Annotated in this window: 15 protein-coding genes; 8 read left to right on the top strand and 7 right to left on the bottom strand. The window is 50.6% G+C overall.

Annotation, left to right across the window (positions count from 1 at the left end):
* Together ABD028_RS17970 and ABD028_RS17965 are read right to left on the bottom strand one after the other, a co-directional pair.
* Positions 1 to 1,551, bottom strand: a complete 1,551-nt coding sequence (locus ABD028_RS17970) for a sensor domain-containing protein (protein WP_343847152.1) — start codon at positions 1,549 to 1,551, stop codon at positions 1 to 3.
* A complete protein-coding gene (locus tag ABD028_RS17965) occupies positions 1,493 to 2,044 on the bottom strand; it encodes a PAS domain S-box protein (protein ID WP_343846762.1) in 552 nt (183 codons plus the stop codon). The genes ABD028_RS17970 and ABD028_RS17965 overlap by 59 nt, the downstream gene beginning before the upstream one ends.
* A gap of 279 nt (positions 2,045 to 2,323) precedes the next feature.
* Here ABD028_RS17965 and ABD028_RS17960 point away from each other — a divergent pair, with 279 nt between their 5' ends.
* Positions 2,324 to 2,881 (top strand): NAD/FAD-utilizing enzyme, encoded by a 558-nt coding sequence (locus ABD028_RS17960; RefSeq protein WP_102798197.1) that lies wholly within the window; start codon positions 2,324 to 2,326, stop codon positions 2,879 to 2,881.
* Positions 2,882 to 2,923: 42 nt separating this feature from the next.
* Here ABD028_RS17960 and ABD028_RS17955 read toward each other — a convergent pair whose 3' ends face one another.
* On the bottom strand, positions 2,924 to 3,616 hold the full coding sequence (locus tag ABD028_RS17955) for a nucleoside-binding protein (RefSeq protein WP_343846760.1): 693 nt from the start codon (positions 3,614 to 3,616) through the stop codon (positions 2,924 to 2,926).
* A gap of 554 nt (positions 3,617 to 4,170) precedes the next feature.
* On the opposite strand from ABD028_RS17955, the gene ABD028_RS17950 reads away from it, so the two are divergent.
* The 6 genes from ABD028_RS17950 (at position 4,171) to ABD028_RS17925 (ending at position 12,181) form a co-directional block, all read left to right on the top strand.
* Positions 4,171 to 5,028: a type 2 periplasmic-binding domain-containing protein gene (locus tag ABD028_RS17950; protein ID WP_343846759.1), complete on the top strand. Its 858-nt coding sequence runs from the start codon at positions 4,171 to 4,173 to the stop codon at positions 5,026 to 5,028.
* Positions 5,015 to 6,169, top strand: a complete 1,155-nt coding sequence (locus tag ABD028_RS17945) for a hypothetical protein (RefSeq protein ID WP_102798195.1) — start codon at positions 5,015 to 5,017, stop codon at positions 6,167 to 6,169. Before ABD028_RS17950 ends, ABD028_RS17945 begins: the two co-directional genes overlap by 14 nt.
* 176 nt (positions 6,170 to 6,345) lie before the next feature.
* A complete protein-coding gene (locus tag ABD028_RS17940; RefSeq protein WP_343846757.1) occupies positions 6,346 to 8,835 on the top strand; it encodes a TonB-dependent receptor in 2,490 nt (829 codons plus the stop codon).
* A gap of 60 nt (positions 8,836 to 8,895) precedes the next feature.
* A complete protein-coding gene (locus ABD028_RS17935; protein WP_343846756.1) occupies positions 8,896 to 9,987 on the top strand; it encodes a tyrosine-protein phosphatase in 1,092 nt (363 codons plus the stop codon).
* Positions 9,988 to 10,107: 120 nt separating this feature from the next.
* Positions 10,108 to 10,650, top strand: a complete 543-nt coding sequence (locus tag ABD028_RS17930; protein WP_343846754.1) for a PH domain-containing protein — start codon at positions 10,108 to 10,110, stop codon at positions 10,648 to 10,650.
* Positions 10,631 to 12,181 (top strand): PH domain-containing protein, encoded by a 1,551-nt coding sequence (locus ABD028_RS17925; RefSeq protein WP_343846752.1) that lies wholly within the window; start codon positions 10,631 to 10,633, stop codon positions 12,179 to 12,181. The genes ABD028_RS17930 and ABD028_RS17925 overlap by 20 nt, the downstream gene beginning before the upstream one ends.
* Before the next feature lie 17 nt (positions 12,182 to 12,198).
* Here ABD028_RS17925 and ABD028_RS17920 read toward each other — a convergent pair whose 3' ends face one another.
* On the bottom strand, positions 12,199 to 12,933 hold the full coding sequence (locus tag ABD028_RS17920) for a dienelactone hydrolase family protein (protein WP_343846750.1): 735 nt from the start codon (positions 12,931 to 12,933) through the stop codon (positions 12,199 to 12,201).
* A 136-nt stretch (positions 12,934 to 13,069) separates the two neighbouring features.
* Between ABD028_RS17920 and ABD028_RS17915 the strand changes: the two genes are divergently transcribed.
* Positions 13,070 to 14,959 (top strand): methyl-accepting chemotaxis protein, encoded by a 1,890-nt coding sequence (locus ABD028_RS17915; RefSeq protein WP_343846748.1) that lies wholly within the window; start codon positions 13,070 to 13,072, stop codon positions 14,957 to 14,959.
* A gap of 25 nt (positions 14,960 to 14,984) precedes the next feature.
* Here the strand turns inward: ABD028_RS17915 and ABD028_RS17910 are convergent, their stop codons facing one another.
* The 3 genes from ABD028_RS17910 to ABD028_RS17900 all read right to left on the bottom strand — a co-directional run bounded on the left by ABD028_RS17910 (position 14,985) and on the right by ABD028_RS17900 (position 19,877).
* Positions 14,985 to 16,934: a class I adenylate cyclase domain-containing protein gene (locus ABD028_RS17910; RefSeq protein WP_343846746.1), complete on the bottom strand. Its 1,950-nt coding sequence runs from the start codon at positions 16,932 to 16,934 to the stop codon at positions 14,985 to 14,987.
* Between the two features lie 254 nt (positions 16,935 to 17,188).
* A complete protein-coding gene (locus ABD028_RS17905; RefSeq protein ID WP_425542141.1) occupies positions 17,189 to 18,532 on the bottom strand; it encodes a M28 family metallopeptidase in 1,344 nt (447 codons plus the stop codon).
* A 46-nt stretch (positions 18,533 to 18,578) separates the two neighbouring features.
* A complete protein-coding gene (locus ABD028_RS17900; RefSeq protein ID WP_343846744.1) occupies positions 18,579 to 19,877 on the bottom strand; it encodes a M24 family metallopeptidase in 1,299 nt (432 codons plus the stop codon).
* Between the last annotated feature and the right edge of the window lie 3 nt (positions 19,878 to 19,880).

Genomic DNA, 19,880 nt, shown 5'->3' with positions numbered 1-19,880 from the left:
TCAAATCCAGCCCTTTTCAATTTCGGCATAACTGACAGGCCTGGCAAACAGGTAACCCTGCCCCAGGTCACAGCCCATTTTTAGCAGAATGTCCCGTTGCCGCTCGGTTTCTATGCCCTCGGCCAGCACCTGCATACCTACTGCATCGGCCATGGCAATCATGGCGTTCACTAAGCCAAAATTTTTCGGATGCTCTATGTCCTGAATAAATGCGCGGTCAATTTTCAGCAGTTGCACTGGTAAGTCTTTGAGATATGCCAGCGACGAGTAGCCGGTGCCAAAATCGTCAATGGCAATATTGACTCCTTTGTTTTTGAACGCCTGTAAATTGTCCAGGATCACCTGGGAATTACCCATTGCCACGCCTTCGGTAATCTCCAGTTCGATACAGTCCATGCTGAGATCCAGGTGGCTGACCATCTCAGCAACCCGGTTAAAGAGTTCCGGCTGCGAAAAGTGCGCCGCAGTAATATTCACGGCAATGGGTTTCACCTGGTAACCGGCCTGACGCCAAGTGGCAATCTGTTGCAACACATTGGACAACACCCACAGATCCAACTCTTCTCCCAGATTGACCCGCTCCGCAATGGCGACAAACACGTCGGGCGGTACAGTGCCCAATTCCGGATCATGCCAGCGAATCAGGGCTTCATAACCATTCAGGTGCATGTCTTGCAGGTTGTATTTCGCTTGCAACACCACTTCAAACAGATTTTGATCCAGCGCCCGGCGTATACCCTGTTCTATTTCCAGCCGTTGTGTCAGTTGCTGGTGAATGTCCTGATGAAATACTCTAATCGCTTGGTTGCTGGCTTTAGCTTCAAACATAGCGGACTCGGCCTGACGAATCAGCAGCGGTAGTTCTGTTGCACCATCAGGGTAAAAACTGATGCCAATGGCTGCTGAAGGCACCAGTTTCTCACCGGCCAGATAATAGGGCTGAACAAAGCTTTGCAGCAGTTGCTCGGCGAGCAGCAAAGCATCTGCTTGCTCACGCAATGGCAGCACCAGCACAAAGTCATCGGCCCCGGGGCGACATGCCAGACAATCAGCCGGCATCACGGATTTAATGCGCTGAGCCGCTTCCATCAGCATCAAATCCCCAACGTCCTGACCATATTTCTCGTTAATCAACCGGAAGCGGTAGCAATCACTGAAAAAAACCGCATACAGGCGCTGCGGATCATGGCTTTTGGCAAAAGCCTGCATTAACCCGTCTTTGTTAAAAAAGCCGGTCAGGCTGTCGTACTCAGCCAAAAAACGAGCATGTTGTTTGGCTTTTACCTGCTCGGTAATATTATTGCCAATAACTTGTATTTCATGATGAAACTCCGAACTCGCTGGCACAGTTCTGAAGGTCCATTCGATAAAGTGTGTGCCGCCCATGTTGTCCAACACCGCACTGGCAACACTCAGACTTGCTTCACCACGTTCATTGCGCAGCGTCTGCAATAATCTGTCGACTTTGCTTCTGTCATCTTCATGAATAAATTCAGCCAGCGACACGCCGATAACATCGGATTCCTGATAGCCCAGTTGCTGGCAAAGCATTGTTGACAAAACTCAGTCTGAAGCTGCTGGTGAGCCTGCAAATAAACTCTCGCTGATATTGAACGATATCTTTGTAGCGTCTTTCTGCGGAGCTGAGTTGCTCCATCAGCGCCTTATATTCGCTGAGATCATGACAAATTCCTACAAACAGCCGCCCTTGCTCTGTTTGTGCTTCCCCAACACTTAAATGCATGGAGAAGGTACTGCCGTCCTTGCGACGCCCCTGCACATCGCGGCCGATACCAATCACTTTGGCCCGGCCACTGCTTTTATAACTTTGGATATAGCCATCATGCAGTTTGGCATCTTTGGCTGGCATCAGCATATTGATATTGTTGCCGATCACCTCTGCCCGGTTAAAGCCGAACAATCGCTCGGCCGAGGGCGAGAAAAAACGCACTATTCCCCGGTCGTCAATAATGACAATGGCATCGACTGCGGCATCGGTGATGGCCTGTTGAATAGCGTCGAATCTGAGTTGCAGAGTGGTCAAATGTCCTCCTGAATGTCCTGTCTGACGGCTCCCTGAGGGGATCTATCGGGAAAACCCATAATTTTACCCACACAAAAGATATGGGTAAGTATGAGTGCGACGGATGAAGTACCTGACGCGTCAAGATGGTGCTGTTGCCTGAAGTTTATTCAGGTGGTGCCACCCATTAATTGCACCGGTAAGCTGTAAAGTATAGAAGCGACTATAATTACAACAACTTCGCTTCTTTACGCCTGTGCTCCGTCACAACCACCACGGCGCACAAAAGGAGGAAATGTCATGTTACGGTATTATTATCTGAGCAATGATTTGCATGATCTGGCCAAGGTCGAGGAGGACATGCAGCGCCGGGGATTCAGTAAGCCACATTTTCATGTTCTCAGTGAACATGATGCCGAGGTGGAACAGCATCACCTGAATGCCATTGAGCCGGTATTAAAGAAAGATGTGGTGCATTCTACTGAAACCGGTGCACTGTTTGGCATATTGGCCGCGGTGTTTATTCTCGCCATGGCCTATTGGCTGGGTTGGACAGATACGGCTGCAGGCTGGCTGCCTTTTGTGTTTCTGGCCGTTGTGGTACTGGGCTTTTGTACCTGGGAAGGTGGCCTGATAGGTATTCAGGTGCCGAATCGTCGTTTCAAACGTTTCCAGACATTACTGGCCAAAGGGCATCACATATTGTTTGTCGATGTGGATCAGAGCCAGGAATTGGTTCTGTCGGAAATACTGCAGCAACATCCCGGGCTGAAGCAAATTGGTACGGGTGAAACAGCGCCAAGATGGGTAGTAAAGGGGCAGGAAAAGTTTGACCGTTTTATGAAGGCTATGCCCTGAATATTTGCGCTGGTGCAGGGGCGGTTGACACCGCTCCTTTGTTCAAAAATGCCATTTAATCAGCAAGTTGGCATTGCGCTCATGCACGCCCTGAATACCGTATTTATTATTCCAGTACGCATACTCCATGCCCAGGTACAAAGGCGACTTCAGCCCCAGATAAGGCGTCAGATTCCATTTAAGTTGCGACGTCCAGTTCATGCTGGCCGCGGTTCCCTGTTCGCCTATGGCCGAGCTCCAGTCCAGAAAGCCATCGAACAGCCATTGGCTGGAAGCCAGTTTGAACGGCACCGCCCAGGTGATGGTGGTTTGCCAACTGTCTTTGCCGCTATCGTTATTGCGCCGGTATAAATCCACATTCAGGTAGTTAAAACCAGCAGGCTTTAAGCCAATACCTGCCCCATAAAGGTAATGGGTGAATTCTTCTCCCACTTCGATAGTGGCTGCCGCAGATAGGCGCTTTACCCAGCCAGTTCCAGCAAATTCATGCAATGTAAATTTGGGCGAAAATTCCCCGTAGGTTTCTTTATCGCCATTATCCGAATGCAATCTGTCAATAAACAGAAATGCTCCCCCCCAGCTTGTGCCTGTAGCATATTCGAAAGTGGCAACCTGACGATCACTGTCCCCCACCTGATAATGGCTGCCATTAAGATATGACAGACTAAAATCCGACCACAGGGTTTCAGCTTGCACCGGCAAACTTAGAGCAATAAACGGCATTAGTTTTTTCATCAATTGATTACCTTAGAGGTCGCCGATTAGATAGCGAGTTTCAGCTGTCATACCAACAGTTGCTGGTAATCAGGCAGAGATTCGCTCAGCTAAAAATTATTCACTTTAATCATTTGCTTAACTCCTCACACCATGAGGTTTAGTCAGCTTAGTAGAGAAATACTGACAATTCACAGGCTGGCATTAATAACTGTCTGATGATTGACCAACATCAGCCACGCTTTTTTAATAAAGCTGTCACAAATGCGACATATACTAGGGGCTGTTTATCTTTCAAGTATGATTTTGCAGCAGTTTGTAGGCCCTTTATACAAGGCAGAGTGAACGTGGTGTAGTGATTCTACATGAGTGAGCAATAACGCCGTAGAAAGGGCCCACAAGCGCTGCCCAAAGGGTTCAACCCAGCCCCTCCTGCTCGGTGTTGCCGGACTTTGACTTAGGCCCACTAGGCCTGCAGCCCGACGCCGTGACCAGAAAGGGCTGGATTTGAACAAAATCTATACTTGAAAGATAAACAGCCCCTAGCTCTTTATTGACAGGCCCAGTTTTTAACCATGTCATCGCTGTTTCTTCTGACCAGACCTGCCTATCTGATTTGCCTGTCAGCCATGCTGATACTTCTGATTGTCGTCACCTTACCGTTTTCCGCTCAGAAGGTGAGCACCTTAGCACTTGGGCATTATCATCGTTATCAATGTCAGACCAGCAATCCGCAGGCTGCGCAGCCAGCATTTCGTATTCTTACCGTGACATCCATGTTGGCTCAGGACATTGCCGACCAACTCTGCGCATCTGACGTTATGGCACAGCGCTACAGAAGTATCATTATTTCCTGGAAGCCCAGAGGACTGCTGAATGCAGCGCAAATTCTGAATGAGGAATACGACCTGATCTGGAGCCGTGAGCACAATATGCAGGGCCTGGTGCCGGAATTTGCCAACTACTATGACACCTTGCTGCAATACGATCATTATCAGGTTTATTGGTTCAGCCGCGGGGATGCCCCTGTCATCAGTCAGGCAGGATTTGCCGACAAAAAGATAGGCTTGCTTAATGACAAACTCAGCCACACCCATTACTTGCTGCCGCTGACCTCAATAAAAGAAGCCGGCATTGAGCTAAGCGACAATCAACTGGTTTATTTTGATGATGGCGTCAGCCTTTTCGAGGCATTTTCCCGTCAGCAAGTAGATTTGATAAGTGGTGGGCTTTGGCTATTAGGTGAAATCGATTTGCCATTGCAACGCACTCTGATCTCCGACCATGCCATTGCCGCCACCCTTTTTATTCGAAAATTAAACAACCCGCAAATAAACTGTGAGGCCGCCAGGGCCATGAATCAGTTTGCCGCCGTGCTCAGTGACACACATACAAACTGGGAACATCTTGAGGGATGTGATGGCAGACCATAGTCGTTGGCTTGCAGTGTGGCTGAGTATAACCACGCTACTGTGTGCACTGACGTGGGGGTACAGCCGCTACAGCCTGACACAGTCCGTTAGTCAGCAATTACAGGAAGTACTTCCTTCCAGGCTCGAAGAAGCCTTGCATAACAGATTCAATGATGAGCGACTGTTCCATCTGATTAGCCAGCAAATCAATGCCGACCTGGCCCGGCTACCTCTGACCGGTCCACTACCGCTGCTGTCAGAATGTCAGGCACAAGTCGTACAGCTGTTTAATCAGGATAATCAGGGGAATGTACAAGCAGCACAGATCCATTTGCAGTGGCCACTGGCGGGAAAAACACAGCACACCCTTCTCAGTCTCGACTGTCAGACAAATTGGACAACCTTGGTAGTTAGTCAGTCTGTCTTTGGGCTGCTGTTGACCATTTTGGTTGTTTGTCTTCCAAGGCCTCTGAATAAAAACGGCCGCTATTGGCAACAGCGTCTGCAGGCCATGGGTTTGTCACCCCGCCGAGCCAGACGTTTTGCGGTTAACACTGAGCATTTCTCTGCACAACAAAACCAGTTCTTAGAGCTACTGCTGCGCCGACAAGAATGGCAAAGTACCCTGGATTGGCTTGCCAGACCGGACTTAATTGAGCTGAATAACCAACAGCTTCAATGGTTTCAACTGGCTCTGACAGCCACAAGTTGCATAGATACTGCACTGGCCATCGCCAGCAGTGAAGATGGGCTGCATTTTGATTTGCGCAATCACAGCCTGACCGTCCACGGCTTGCCCATTAGTTTGGGCAAGACGCCGTTTTTCTATTACCTGTGGTATGCCAGGCTTCGCCTTACAGGTGATGGTTGGCAACTCAATCCTGCCGTTACGCGCCCCGACCATCATGCCGCAACGTCTTTGATTGAACTGATGGAGAAATACGGCGGGCATGCCAAGGCAATTAACGATCTGAAAGAAAATGGTCTGCGCGGCAAAATACTCGACCAGAATCGCAATAAGATAAAAGACGATCTGATTGCCCAACTTGGGGAGTCTCTGGCCCGGCAATACTTGTTTGAAACGGAGCGGGATATGAAAACCAGCCGCTATCGTTATCGCTTAATGCTGCCAGCAGAACATCTGACCTTCTCCGCTGAGTAAATTTCCTTTCTCTTTAGTGTCAACGCTCGCCATATCTATCCTGATGAAAAACAAGACGTTAAGTTTTAGAGATATCTTATTTACCAGCAAAGATGTCCTTTTCACCTGAGTGACATATTGGCTTTGGATGATGCTCAGCGCTTAGCACAGCGAATTCAACAATCAGGAGCACCAACATGGTCAATACACAACCCAAGCGGCTTGCTTTGTTCGTATCTTTAAGTCTGCTGTCGCATACCTTGCTGGCACAGAACGAACAGCAGACGATGGAAGAAGTGATCGCCCTTGCCTCTCCCATTCGTGACAGTCAGAAAGCCGCCATTGAGGCCAAACAACACGCCAGCAACTTTGTTGACGTGGTATCTGCCGACACTATTGGCCGTTTTCCGGATCAAAACCTGGCCGATTCACTGGGCCGTATTCCCGGTCTGGCCATTGAACGGGACCAGGGTCAGGCCCGCTACATCAATTTTCGCGGCGCCCCCTTCCGTTATACCACCCTGGCGATCGACGGAATTGCCATTCCAGGTGCGGAAAATGGCCGGATCCCCCGTTTTGACAGCTTCCCTGCGGTAATAACCCGCAAGATAGAAGCCAATAAAGCCGTGCTGGCCAGCATGCCAGCCGAGTCCGTCGCGGGCTTTATCAATATTGAAACCTTCAACCCTTTTGAAACCAAAGGTTTTACTCTGGCCACCGACGTCGGTTACGGTCAGCAAAGTCTGGGTGGCGGCACCATTGACAAAGTGTCTCTGCGTACGTCCTGGTCCAATCAAAACGTTGGCTTGTCATTGTTCGGCTCTCAGAACAGCCGTGAACAAATCACCGACAACCGCGAATTCGACCTGGAACAGCAGGATGGCAAGCTGGTAGTCAACAAAGTCGACATGCGCAGCTACCAGGTAAAGCGTGAAGACAGTGCCTATGGTGGTCGCCTCGAATACCGCCCACAGGACAGTCTGGATCGCTTCTTTTTCAGCAGCCTGTACAGTGAATTTCAGGACCACGAACAGCGTAATCAGTACGTACTGGATTTTAAAGCCGGTGCAGAGGCCATGGGTAGCAGTGTAGCGCCAGGCACTAAAGGTCAGGGTCTGGTGATTATCAACCGTTTGCTGGAGGATGGTCTGTACGAAAACTCCACCTGGGCCAATACCCTGGGAGCAGATATTCAACTGGGCACCTGGCTGGTGGAAGGCCGTATCAACAAAACCAATACCCAAAGTGAATTTTTCCTGCCGATTCCATACAGTGCAGGCGGTAATAGCCTTGCCAGCTACGACCTGACTAATATCCATGATCCTCTGATTGAACTTAAAACCGATAGTGGCAGCATCAACGATATCAGCAACTATGCGCTGGATTTATTTATTCTGTATGGCTCGTCGTTGGATATCGACGCCTGGAAATACAAACTGGATGCCAAGACCGATGTCCGCGTTGCTGGCCTGTCTGCCCAATTACAACTCGGTGCTATGTATGACACCCGCTCGGCACAGGGTCATGGCACCGACGTCAGCCAACAGTATCATCTATGGGGTGTGAACCCTGCTGACTTTTTAACTGATGACGCCTGGGATACCGATTTCACCAACAGTATCCATGCAACCAACTATAACAACCAGGCCCTGCGCCAGGCTTTGGAAAAGGCGTCGGGTGGTTTACGCTTTACCCCAACGGAGGCAAACAGCATTAACATTGATGAAGACATCAGTGTCGCTTATGCCATGCTTAGCACCGATTTCGCCTGGGGCTCACTGGTCACTGGGCTACGCCTGGAAAGCACGGATTACGCCAGCACCGGCCCCGAAGGTCAGCACAGTGACCGCTTTACCGATATCCTCCCCAGTGTGCATCTGAATGTGGACGTCGCGGAAGATGTGAAGTTCAGAGCCTCACTGTCTAGCGCGATTAGCCGCCCGACTTATAACGAATGGCGTGCCTCGGCCAACATCGACACCACCGAGAAGCAAATCTCCGGCGGAAACCCGGCGTTGCAAGCCGAAAATGCCTACGGCGGCGATCTGTCTCTGGAATGGTACGTTGGGGATGCCAGCTTACTGGCCATTGGCGCTTTTTACCGGCATATCGACAAGGTTATCTATGCCGACAGTACCAAGGTGGATGCTGGTCTGTATGTCCCTGCCTTTGCAGGCGAACAGTGGGATTACAGCGGTTTTGTTAACGGCCAGGACGGTCATTTTCAGGGCCTGGAACTGAACTTGATTGCCCAGGCGTCCGACTTTATCGGTCAGCACCTTGATGGGGTTGGTTTTAGTGCCAACCTGACCATACTGGACAGCGAATTTACTACCTTAAGCGGCAGCCGTTTCAGCCTGCCAGGCACCTCAGATTTAATCTACAACGCCTCGGTATTTTACGAAAACGACAGCCTGTCGGTGCGCCTGAACTACCAGTTCCGTGATGACTGGTTATCCACCACCGAAAACGACGCCATGGGCGAATATTGGAATGCCCAGAAACGCCTGGATCTGTCCTTGAGCTACACCCTGCCCAATCTCGGTGGCATGGACATCAGCCTGTACGCCAATGCCAATAACCTGACCGACGAAATTGACATTCGTTATCTTGGCAGCGAAGCCACGCCAAACCAGATTGAGCGCTATGGCCGCCGCTATATGGCCGGTGTGCGCGTTAACTTCTAAATCATCCGGGAGCGCCATCATGCGCTCCTGACATTCCCTATTAAGACAAAGGAAATTACCGTGAAAAACACTTCTCTGCTGATGGCGGGTCTGCTGACCGTCAGTCTTGCTGGCTGCACTCAGACTCCGGTTAGTCTGTCAGACCTTGAAACCAATTTCAGTGAACAGCAATATCAGCTTAGCTGGCAGCCCCAGCCCGGTGACGCCGAAGTAGATATTCTGGTGTCACAATATCCGGATGCCGGCAAAGCCAGGTTGCTGGCCAAAGATGTTAAAGCCCATCAATACGCCTGGACACCAGAAGACGCTCACCAACGCTACTACTTTTTTGTCAAACCCGAAGGTGGAGAGCCAGTGATGACAGCCAACCGCTTAATGCCTCTGGAAGGGGGTCGCAACTTCCGTGATTTGGGCGGCTATCAGACTCAGGATGGCCGTACCGTCAGGTGGGGCAAGATTTACCGCTCCGGAGTTTTAGCCAACCTGACCGAGGCAGACTATGCATTTGTCGACAGTCTGGGAATTGAAACCGTCGTGGACTTTCGAGCCAACAGTGAACGCCAGTCTGAAAGCACCCAATGGCGTGCCGCTGAGGTAGAAATCATCAGCACCGACTACGAAATGGACTTTGACATGGGTGAGCTGGGCAAAATATTGCGCAGCCCTGATTTATCCAGGGACAAGCTGGAGGCCATGATGGCACAGATGTATCCCCATATACTGGAGGATCAAAAGCAAAATTATCGCGCTATGTTTGACCGCCTGGTAGATAAAGACGGTGGCCTGCTGTTCCACTGTACCGCCGGAAAGGACCGCACCGGCATCAGCGCAGCATTGGTATTAAGCGCTTTGGGCGTCGACAGGCAAACAGTGATTCAGGACTACCTGGCCACCAATCAATATCTGGACTTTCAGTCTTTAATCCCCAAAGACAGTAGCAATATGGATCCAAAATATGCAGCGATGATGAAGTTCTTTGCCAGTTTACCCCAGGACATCACACAACCGCTGATGGGGGTAACACAACCCTTGATTGAATCGGCTATTGCTGCCATGGAAGCTAAGCACGGCAGCGTACTGGAATACCTGAAACAGGAACTGGACGTGTCCGAGCAGGACATTCAGATACTCAGGGCTAAGTACCTGCTGTAAGTGTGCCACTGCCGGGTAGTCTGACTACCCGGCTTGAATAAACCCTGTTACACCCGCCGCATTGACTAACTTATCCAGCCACAGGCAGAATCTACGCCTGAGGATGTCAACGGATGCGTCATGAGCCAAATTCCATTTACCAATCAGTCACTGTCAGTGCATAACCTGGCGGATGTGACAGGGCTTGAAATGCAAAGGCTAAGCCCCCGCTATGCGCCCCTTAACCTGTTATGCGGCACAGTTTTTTTGTTATTCTTACTGACAATACTAGCCGCGATTCGTTGGCAGACCTGGCTTACCCTGCCTGACTGGTATCAGCATCTGTTTCCGCTGATATTCGGTGGCTTGGTGGCAGTCGGTCTGCTGTGGCTACTGTATGATTACCTGGCAGATAAACGCAAAGGCTATGCCGTACGAGAACAGGATTTGAGCTATCAAAGCGGGCTGTTTTTCCAAAGCCTGGTCACCCAACCAATCCTACGAGTGCAACATGTGGAATTAAAACGTGGCCCCATTGAGCGCAAAGCCGGGCTGGCCACGTTGCAGGTATTCAGCGCCGGTGGCTCGCTCTATACCTTTGCGATTCCGGGGCTGCCCGAGGCCGACGCGCGTAAGTTGAGACAGTTTATTCTCAGCCATTCGGATGTCAGCCAGGATGGATAACAGTGCCACTGCAACGCTGAAGCTGGCCGCAGAGCCTGGGCAATGGCAACGTCTGTCCCCTGTGGCCATCATGTATTTCGCGGTCGCATTTATTCGTGCCCTGGCCGGCAACTTTGTCTATCTGCTGCCAGCCTTATTACTCAGCTATAACAAGATAAAGCAAAACCCACAGTTATGGCTGCCTGCGCTGTTTGTATTACTGCTGCTGTGCGCCACTGTTGGGTGGCTGAAGTTTCATTATTATCGCTACCGTTTGTATCAGGGCAATTTACAAATAAAAAGTGGCGTTTTGCAGAAAAAGCATTTGGATCTGCCATTTGAGCGTATTCAGAATATTCGCCTCGAACAACCACTGTTTTACCGCCCCACCGACCATGTGTGCATGTTGCTTGATACGGCAGGGTCGGCCAAACAGGAAGCCAAGATTTACGCACTACCCAAAGCCTTCGCCGAGCAATTAAAAAGCCGTATCTTGAACAACAGGGCCAGCGCAGAACACCAGCAACCGCAAGCTGATGCGGTGGAACAACAGGAACAGCTGTTAAACACCCGCTCCACTAAAGATTTAATCATTCATGGTATTACCAGCAACCGTATCTGGTTATTCCTCGGTGGTCTGGCGCCCTTCTACGACAATATGTTTGACAGTGCGGCTATCTGGCTTGAACGTTTGGGCGTGGATTTACAAGCGATGTTTGACCCGGCCACCCAGGCCTGGTGGCAATATGGCATTTATCTGGTCAGTTTGGTACTGCTGCTGATGCTGGGACTGACGCTGCTGTCCATTGGCGGATCGCTGCTGACCTTTCATGGCTTTCGCCTAACCCGTATAGATGACAGGTATATTCGTCGCAGTGGCTTGTTAACCCGTCACGAAGTGTCAATGAAGCTGTCCCGCCTGCAAATGATAGTGGCCAAGCAGGACTGGCTGGATCGGGTGCTTGGTCGTATTAACCTGAAGTTTGAACAACTCAATGCCAGTTTTGAGCATGCCGGTGCGGTAGCGGTAACAGGTAAGCTAATGGTGCCGTCGGTTAAAGCGGATGAATGTGAATTTTTAATGGCCGATGCATTGCCTGGCAATCAATTGACCGATATCACTTTTACTCCTATCAGCCGCCGCCATATTCTGCGCACTATGCTGCTGCCAACCCTGGTTTATCTGCCACTGGCATGCATCATGGCGTATGAACAACACTGGCCGGAACTGATGATTGCCAGCCTGGCCTTGTTCACCATCGCGGCATTACTTACCCTGCGCTGGTGGCGCTGGGGCTATGCCAGCGACGCCGAATTTATGTATATCCGCAAAGGTCTGCTGGGCATCGACCGCTATTGTCTGCCCATACATAAGATTCAACAAACCCGCTTCTCGCAAAGCCTGTTAATGAAACGCTCCGGCCTGTGCAGTATCAAATTAGTGCTGGCTTGCGGTGCCCAGACAATTCCCTATATTCCAAGCCATATTGGCCATGCGCTGATTAATACCGCGCTGCACAAGGTAGAGAGCGAAAAAAGCCCCTGGATGTAACGCAAAGCGGTTTACGCTTAAAGCGCACGTTGAAACAGTGCGGCAGCCTGTTGGTACATGGTCAGTGCCAGGGCTGGATCATAACGTTCGCCCTCATCCCGCATAAAGGCATGCTGCGCATTGACTTCCTGCCAGTGGAAGTTGATGCCGCTGGCCAATAACTGCTGGTAGATTTTCAGGCGTCCTTGTGCCGGAACATGCGGGTCCTGACGTCCCCAGATAAAATGTACTTCAGCTTGAATATCCGCCATACGTTCGAAGGACTGGTTGCCCGGCTGCGCTGGCAGGGTATCACTGTGAATATCAGTGGCATACAGACAAAATGCCGCCTTAATGGCAGGATTCAGGGCAGCACGATAAGCCAGATGCCCGCCAATGCACACCCCCATAGCACCGATATTGCCATGGCAAAATGGTTGGCTGGCGGCAAAATCGACCAGCGCCTGCGTATCGCTGTCATGCTGTTCAAGGGACTTACTCCATTTGTCCTGATTGCCTTTGTCTTTTCCCGCATCATCGTAAGCCAGTACCGTACCGACCGGGTTCAGTTCATGAAAAATCTCTGGCACCAGCACCACAAATCCTTGTCCTGCCATTATCGCGGCACTGCGGGCGATAGGCGCGGTGAGTTGGAAGATCTCTGAATAAAAAATAATGGCGGGAAATCGACCAGACTGCTGCGGACGGTAGATAGCAGTGCGCATGGGGCCACTGGCCGTCTCTATATCAACGAACGATTGCTGAATAAGCATGGCAAATCCTTAAAAAGCCTTATGGTATAGCAAAGGGCTGTTATTGCCGACCAAATCCTTGCTCTTCCTGATCAGTCTGGCAGGCTCTGCTATGCTCGAATAACCACTGCCGCCAAACAAAAATACAGGTTGAAAAATGGCGAAACCTCTAACATTCACCAGCAAGATCAGTCTGGCAGCGTCCTGCATACTGGTTGCGGTTCTCGGCGCATTTACCCTTAACAATTATTTTGTGATGCGCGCTCACACCGAAGCCCAGGTTGAGCAATCGCTAAAGGATAATTCGTCTGCGGCCGCCAGTAATATTGCCACCTGGCTGAATGGCAAACTGGCACTGGTAAGCTCCATAGCTGATGAATATCAGCCGTCCGACGGCAGAGACCTACTGTTGCGAAATGTGCAAAGCCGCGCGCAGGCCGGTAATTTTAAAAACACCTATATAGGTGAAAAGAGCGGCACCTTTACCCTGGACGACCAGAGCATCGCTTTGCCTGCAGATTATAATGCCACCTTAAGACCCTGGTATCAGTTGGCAGAAAAAACCCGCTCCCCCGCTTTTACCACGCCTTACATTGATGCCACCACAGGTGATCTGACGATTACCGCGGTCGTGCCCATCGTCAGGCAAGGCAAGTTATTGGGGGTGGCTGGTGGCGACATCGACATGCTGTCCATCGCCAATCAAATAAAGTCCATTGATTTTTCCGGTTATGGCTATGCTTTTCTGGTCGACGCACAAGGCAAAATTTTAAGCCATCCACAAAAATCACTGAATGACCAACACATCCAACAGGTATTCGGTCAATCCCTTGCTATCCAGCCAGCTTATTTTGAACACCGGACAGACCAACAGGAGCTACTGGTTTTATTGACTCCGGTTGAAGGACTGGAAAATGTTAACTGGTATCTGGTGGGCCTGGTGGATAAGCAGCAAGCTTATGCGGCACTGCAAGCTTTTCGCAACCGGGCCATTGTGTACATGCTGATTGGCATTGCCGCCATCGCGCTAATGATGAGCTTGCTGCTGAAGTATCTGATGCAGCCGCTCAAAAAGTTGACAAACGCCATTGAGGACATTGCCGCCGGCGAAGGCGACCTGACCCGCCGCTTACACATACAACGGGAAGATGAATTTGGCATGCTGTCTAAAGATTTTAATGCTGTGATTGATAAACTGCATCAGTCCTTTATTCAAGTAAAGATAGCATCGGACGCCTTACAACAGTCAGTGCAAAGCCTGCTCACCCACACCCACTCAAGCATGTCGATGCAGGAACAACAGACTGGCTATGTCGAGCATGCCGTCCAGACCATTCAGTACCTGGCAGACAGTGCTTCTGGTATCGCAGACAGTACCACACAGGCCACGTCACTGACACAGGATGCCAAACAGAAATCCCAGCTAAGCAACAATGCACTGGGCAGCAATATTCAGGCAATCCAATCTCTTTCCGGCAAAATGCATCAGGCTCAGCAGGCTGTGGACAGTCTTGAACAACACACCACCAGTATTAATCAGGTATTAGAGGTTATTGAAGGTGTTTCTGAACAAACCAACCTGTTAGCCCTGAATGCCGCCATAGAGGCAGCCAGGGCCGGTGATGCGGGTCGCGGTTTTGCCGTGGTAGCAGACGAAGTCCGGCAACTGGCGCAACGCACACAAGAATCTACCCAGCAAATACAGCGAACCATCAGTCAATTGCAGGACGGGGCAAGCGGGGTTGTCAGTATCATGAAAACCAGCATAGAAGATTGCGAGCAGAGCGTCAGCCTGGTCAGTCAGGCAGGCGATCGGGTGGAAGACGTTAACCAAGCCATACAGTCTCTGGAATCGGTCAATATTCAGGTTGCCAATGCCACCGGGCAACAGAATCAGCTGATAACCCAGCTCAACGACACTATTGTCCAGGTCAACAGTTTGAGCGAACAGGGTAATGCCAATCTCAAGGCCACCCTCAAGGAATGTAATAACCTAAATATGCAATTCGGCAATCTGGAAAAAATGCTGGCCCGTTTCAAAGTATAAAAGCCCTCTCGCCAGGTGGCGGGATTCAATAGATATGGCGAAATTCCAACCCGGTACGCATCGCGAAGTTTTCATACAAGCGCTGCTTATGCGCCCCTTCAGGTACCAGTATATGGGCCTGTTTGGCCAGGTTGTTGTCGCCCATTTCCTGACGTAATGGCGCCAGCGCTTCCAAACCAGACAATGAATATAGCTCCCCCCAACTGTTGGTATAAATAACCCGAACCGTTTCCACATCCGGTTTTAAGCGACGACTTTCAAAATTCAGCACGATAAGGCAGTTCAGTACCTTGGCAGGTTCAAGTAATGCCTGCCGTGGCAACTCAGACACCCGCCTGGGCGGAAACAGCAGTTCGGCTTTTCCCACCAACTTGTATAAATCCTCTTCTGTCACAGGTTCGGTATGGTAGTCCAGTTGAATGCGCGTCTGGCTGTCCATTATGCGGTTCCATACTGCCCACACTATCAGATCGATTGGGTTATAGCTGGATTTAAGGTGTTCCTTTCGCAGCAATTCAGCCCTGGCTGAAATCTGGTCTCCGGCAAACATGGACCAGTTACGTTTTGACAAGGTATCCGGATCGGCCTTAATGGTGACGGTGCGACAATATAGTTCGTTGTCGAACACACTGCGCAGGTACTCAACTTTGTGCGGTTTTTTCGAGTAGAAGGTATCCAGTTTGCGCCCAATCACCGTCATGTCCTCCTGACTGACGGTTTGCTTCTGGTTGGCTATACGACTGGACATACGCCGGTAACAGTTAATTAAAAATGCATGCACCTGGCGGCTGAGCTGAGACTTTTCGCTGAAGCTCCAGCTACTTAGATGGTCGATTTTACGAACTTTGTCCGGCGTCCAGCCCCATTCCCAAACATAATGACTAATGATCTCGCGCTTAAAGTTATTCTGCGCCTCGCTGGTGTCACGGCTCAGTGCACAACCACATTTCAGATATAAACAAAGTTGCAGCAGTTGCACCACCTGCTGATGTTCGGTTTTCTGGTAATGGCCGATTAATTCATCAAACATCAACCCGTATGGGTCCACGTGTTCCTGCTGGGCCATGGGCTTGGTACCGGTATGCACACATTTTTTCAATAAGTTACATAAGGGCTGTTTGTGCTCAATATTCTCCAGAAACACTTCCAGCTTGGCCATCTTCAGCACAGATTTAAACGGTGAGTCCACGCCTTTGGCAATCTGCCAGATAGCCGCACCAAAAAGTTCGTTTGGATCCATTTCCTGCAAGTTGCCAAAATCCATAAACAACTTAGGGTCTGGCGCCTCTCCGGGTTTCAGGCTGGCCATCAATTCCTGATATTGGCGATCGCTAATTTTATCCGGCATCAGCCACCAGAATGGCAGCTTGCCTGCCACCACCAGGTTGGTGGTATAAAATTCGGCTTTAAGAAACACCGCCTGGGCTGATCCTGAACTTTCACCGTCTGCTTCACCAAAGTCGTTGCGTCTGACCTTATCAATATCCGACAGGAAAAAATGCACTTCCAAGCCATGTGACTCCGCCCAGCTTTCCACTTTATGCAGTTTTTCCTGCAGCAGTATCCTGCCCCGTTCAGATACCTGCTTTGCGTCAATACACACCCAGTAGTCAAAATCTGAATCATCGGTTTGCGCTATGGTGCCGACACTGCCCATCAACACCAGAGAATCAATATTTCGTTGTTTGGGCCATAGCTGGCGAATGTCATCCAGCAGCGTTTTGTGCTGCGGAAATACCTGTAATAGCGCCTCGTTCACGGCTTTTCTCAGTGAGTAATTAGTCAGACCGAAGGCAATTTCGTCATCATCAATGTAGCCGGGGAAAGCGGGGTGATTGGTATGCAGTAAAAACGGCAAAATATGGAAAAACGGACGCTTGTCAGCAGGCAGCAAGGCCAGCGCCCGTTCGTATCTGGCCTTGTTGTAGCGCAGTACCCGCAAAAGCCTGATGGCAAGGTTCTGTTGTATATTCATCTGGACAGTGAAACGACTTAAAACTTACAGGCAAGAAACTCACGGTGACTGCAGTAATGCCGCAAGCTTGCTGAACTCATTATTCAGCCTAGCAGGCTTTCGTCTGCCCGCCTATAGATTAATACAGCAGATAGGGTGATTTATCTCTTACTTCGCACTATTGATAACAGGAAGATGGATCAAAGGCGCTGATGTGCTGTGGAGATACGAGAAAAGGCACATTGATGGTGACCCGCAAGCCACCATCTGTGAGATTAATCGCCGAATGAGCCAGCAGCGCCGGGGAACACCACAGGACTTTCCAGGCCATTTTCAGCCACACTGGCCACACCAAAAAAGTAGTTGTCAATCACCACATTTTCCAGGGTAAAGCTGTTGACCTTGCCCACATAGCGGCTGAACTGCCACTGCGGCTGGTCGGTATAACGCCAGTATATTTTGTAGCCCTTCACCAGGTCTCGTTCAGTATTGGCGGCAGGTGCCCAGCTCAGGGTGGTGGATGGCTGCACCGCGCCTTTTATTTCCACCTTGGCGGGTGGGCTGGGCGCCCAGGCCATACTGGCTAAGCTTACGGCATTCAAGGCGGTAAGTTTGGCCGCATAGGCAAAATTAACGCCATCCAGGGTATCACCATACACAATGCCGTTTTCACTGCGCAGATCCTGGTGCTGGCGGTCATAATGCTCGTTGGTTTCCATAATACGGATAGCTGGAAAACCGGCATCATTGAAGGGGCGGTGATGGCCGCCACGGCCAAACCTGTCCAGACGGTAGACCAGCATAGTATCCAGATTAGGGATATAGGAATCGGCAATTTTATCAATATAACGGGCCAGGTTACGCGACGGTGAATCCACCTCACCACCGGTAAAACGTCGCTTGTGGGCTTGTTCCGGGGTTTCTACCACTCGGGTACCTTCAGAGAACAATCTGGCGGTGGTGTTGTTGATCACCCCATTTATGCCGGCAATATTGCCAATCATATCGTTGTTCAGCACGGCCTTAACCCGCCAGCCATCTTTCACGGCCTGTTCGGCCATGATCTTGCCACCAAACAAGCCCTGTTCTTCGCCAGCCAGTGCGGCATACACCACTGAGCCATGGAACTTATGCTGGCTCAGCACTCTGGCGGTTTCCAGCACTCCGGCCAGACCAGAGGCATTATCGTTAGCGCCAGGCGCATCCGAGCTGGCGTCCATCACATCGGAAACCCGTGAATCGATGTCCCCTGACATCACCACATAACGGGACGGATCCGTCAGGCCTTTTTGCACCGCAATGACACTGACCACTTCCACCGGGTTGGGAATACGTTTTTCGCCCTGAATGGTTGCAGACTGAAAGTACACTTGCAGACAACCACCACATTGGGCGGAAATTTTATCAAATTCAGATTTTATCCAACGTCTTGCCGCGCCGATGCCGCGGCTGTCTGACTCAGTGTCAGACAGAGTATGACGGGTACCAAAACTCACCAGTTTGCGAACATCCTGTTCAATACGGGCAGCGGATACCTGGCTGGCAATGCTATGCAGCGCCTGCTCGTCACCGATTTTATCAGCCGCCATCACTGGCATGGTCAGCACCGATGCCAGCATCACTATCGTTCTTTGCATATTCATCTCATTGTTGCCTGTTGTTATGTTAAGCCATCAGTGGTGCCAACTTGCCGATGGGAGAATCCAGTGAATCAGCCGGTTCGGTAAACCAACAAGGGCCTTGCGCTGTCATATAGATACAATCTTCCAGACGCACGCCAAACTCACCCGGCAGATAAATGCCCGGTTCATTGGAAAAACACATACCGGGTTTCAGTTGGGTTGTTTCGCCGCGCACAAAATTGACCGGTTCATGGCCCTGCATACCGATGCCATGCCCGGTGCGATGTGACAGTCCAGGCAACTTATAATCGGGCCCCAGCCCCTGTTTAACGTAGTAGGCTCTTACTGCATCATCCACTGCCCCGGCGGCTTTACCAAGCTGTGCAGCAGCAAATGCCACATTCTGCCCTTCTCGCACGGTATTCCAGATCTTACGTACCTTGGCCGAAGGTTCGCCAAAAACAAAAGTCCGGCTGATATCCGACTGATAGCCCTGCACAGAACAACCGCAATCCATCAGCACCACTGAACCTTCCTTCAGCACATGCTGTTGTTTGGTGCCATGCGGGTAGGCGCTGGCCTGGTCAAACAAAGCCATATTCCAGATACCGCTGCCTCCCAGCTTGGCCTGAGCACTGTGCATCAGGGCCTTAACATCCTGTTGTGTCATGCCCAGTTGCAGGTTTTTCCAAACATGGGCATAGGCGGTCAGGGTGATTTCATTGGCTTTGTGCATCAATGCCAGTTCATGGGCAGTTTTGTACATACGACAACCGCGGGTAACCGGGTCGGCACTGGCATGCGTAAAATTGCCAAGCTGGCTCATTACCCCATCCAATACAAAGTAGCGCACCGACTCTTCAAAGCCGATTTGGCCTTTGCTCAACCCTCTGTGTTTAAGCACCTGCGCCACTAACGCAAAAGGACTCTCATGCTCCTGCCAAACTCTGACATCATCACCGACTTCCAAGGACTCGCGAATGCTGGGCTCTTCAAAGAACGGGCAAATCACCGCAATATCGCCCTCGGCGGGGATTACCACAGCAGTTAACCGCTCACTGCGCCACCATTGAATACCGGTGAAATAATCCATGGCCGGACCTGGCTCCAGCACTATTGCGCTCAATTTATGTTGTTGCATCAGGCGTTTGGCTTTAGCGATACGTTCAAGCCGCTCTTTTGTACTGATGGCTTTGACCTCTCCGGTCAGATCGGTCAGCTCCGCTAATGGTTGTGTTGCGACCTGCTTTGGCTGTTCGGCCGCAACACTCAAGCTGGCAAAGGGTAAGGCCCCCAGTGCACCAGCACTGACCTGAAGAAATCGACGTTTAGTGAATTGCATAGG

Source organism: Bowmanella denitrificans, from assembly GCF_039522935.1.
GTDB classification, from domain to species: domain Bacteria; phylum Pseudomonadota; class Gammaproteobacteria; order Enterobacterales; family Alteromonadaceae; genus Bowmanella; species Bowmanella denitrificans.
The sequence above is the reverse complement of the archived record's forward strand: the minus strand, read 5'-3'. Positions and strand labels throughout refer to the sequence as shown.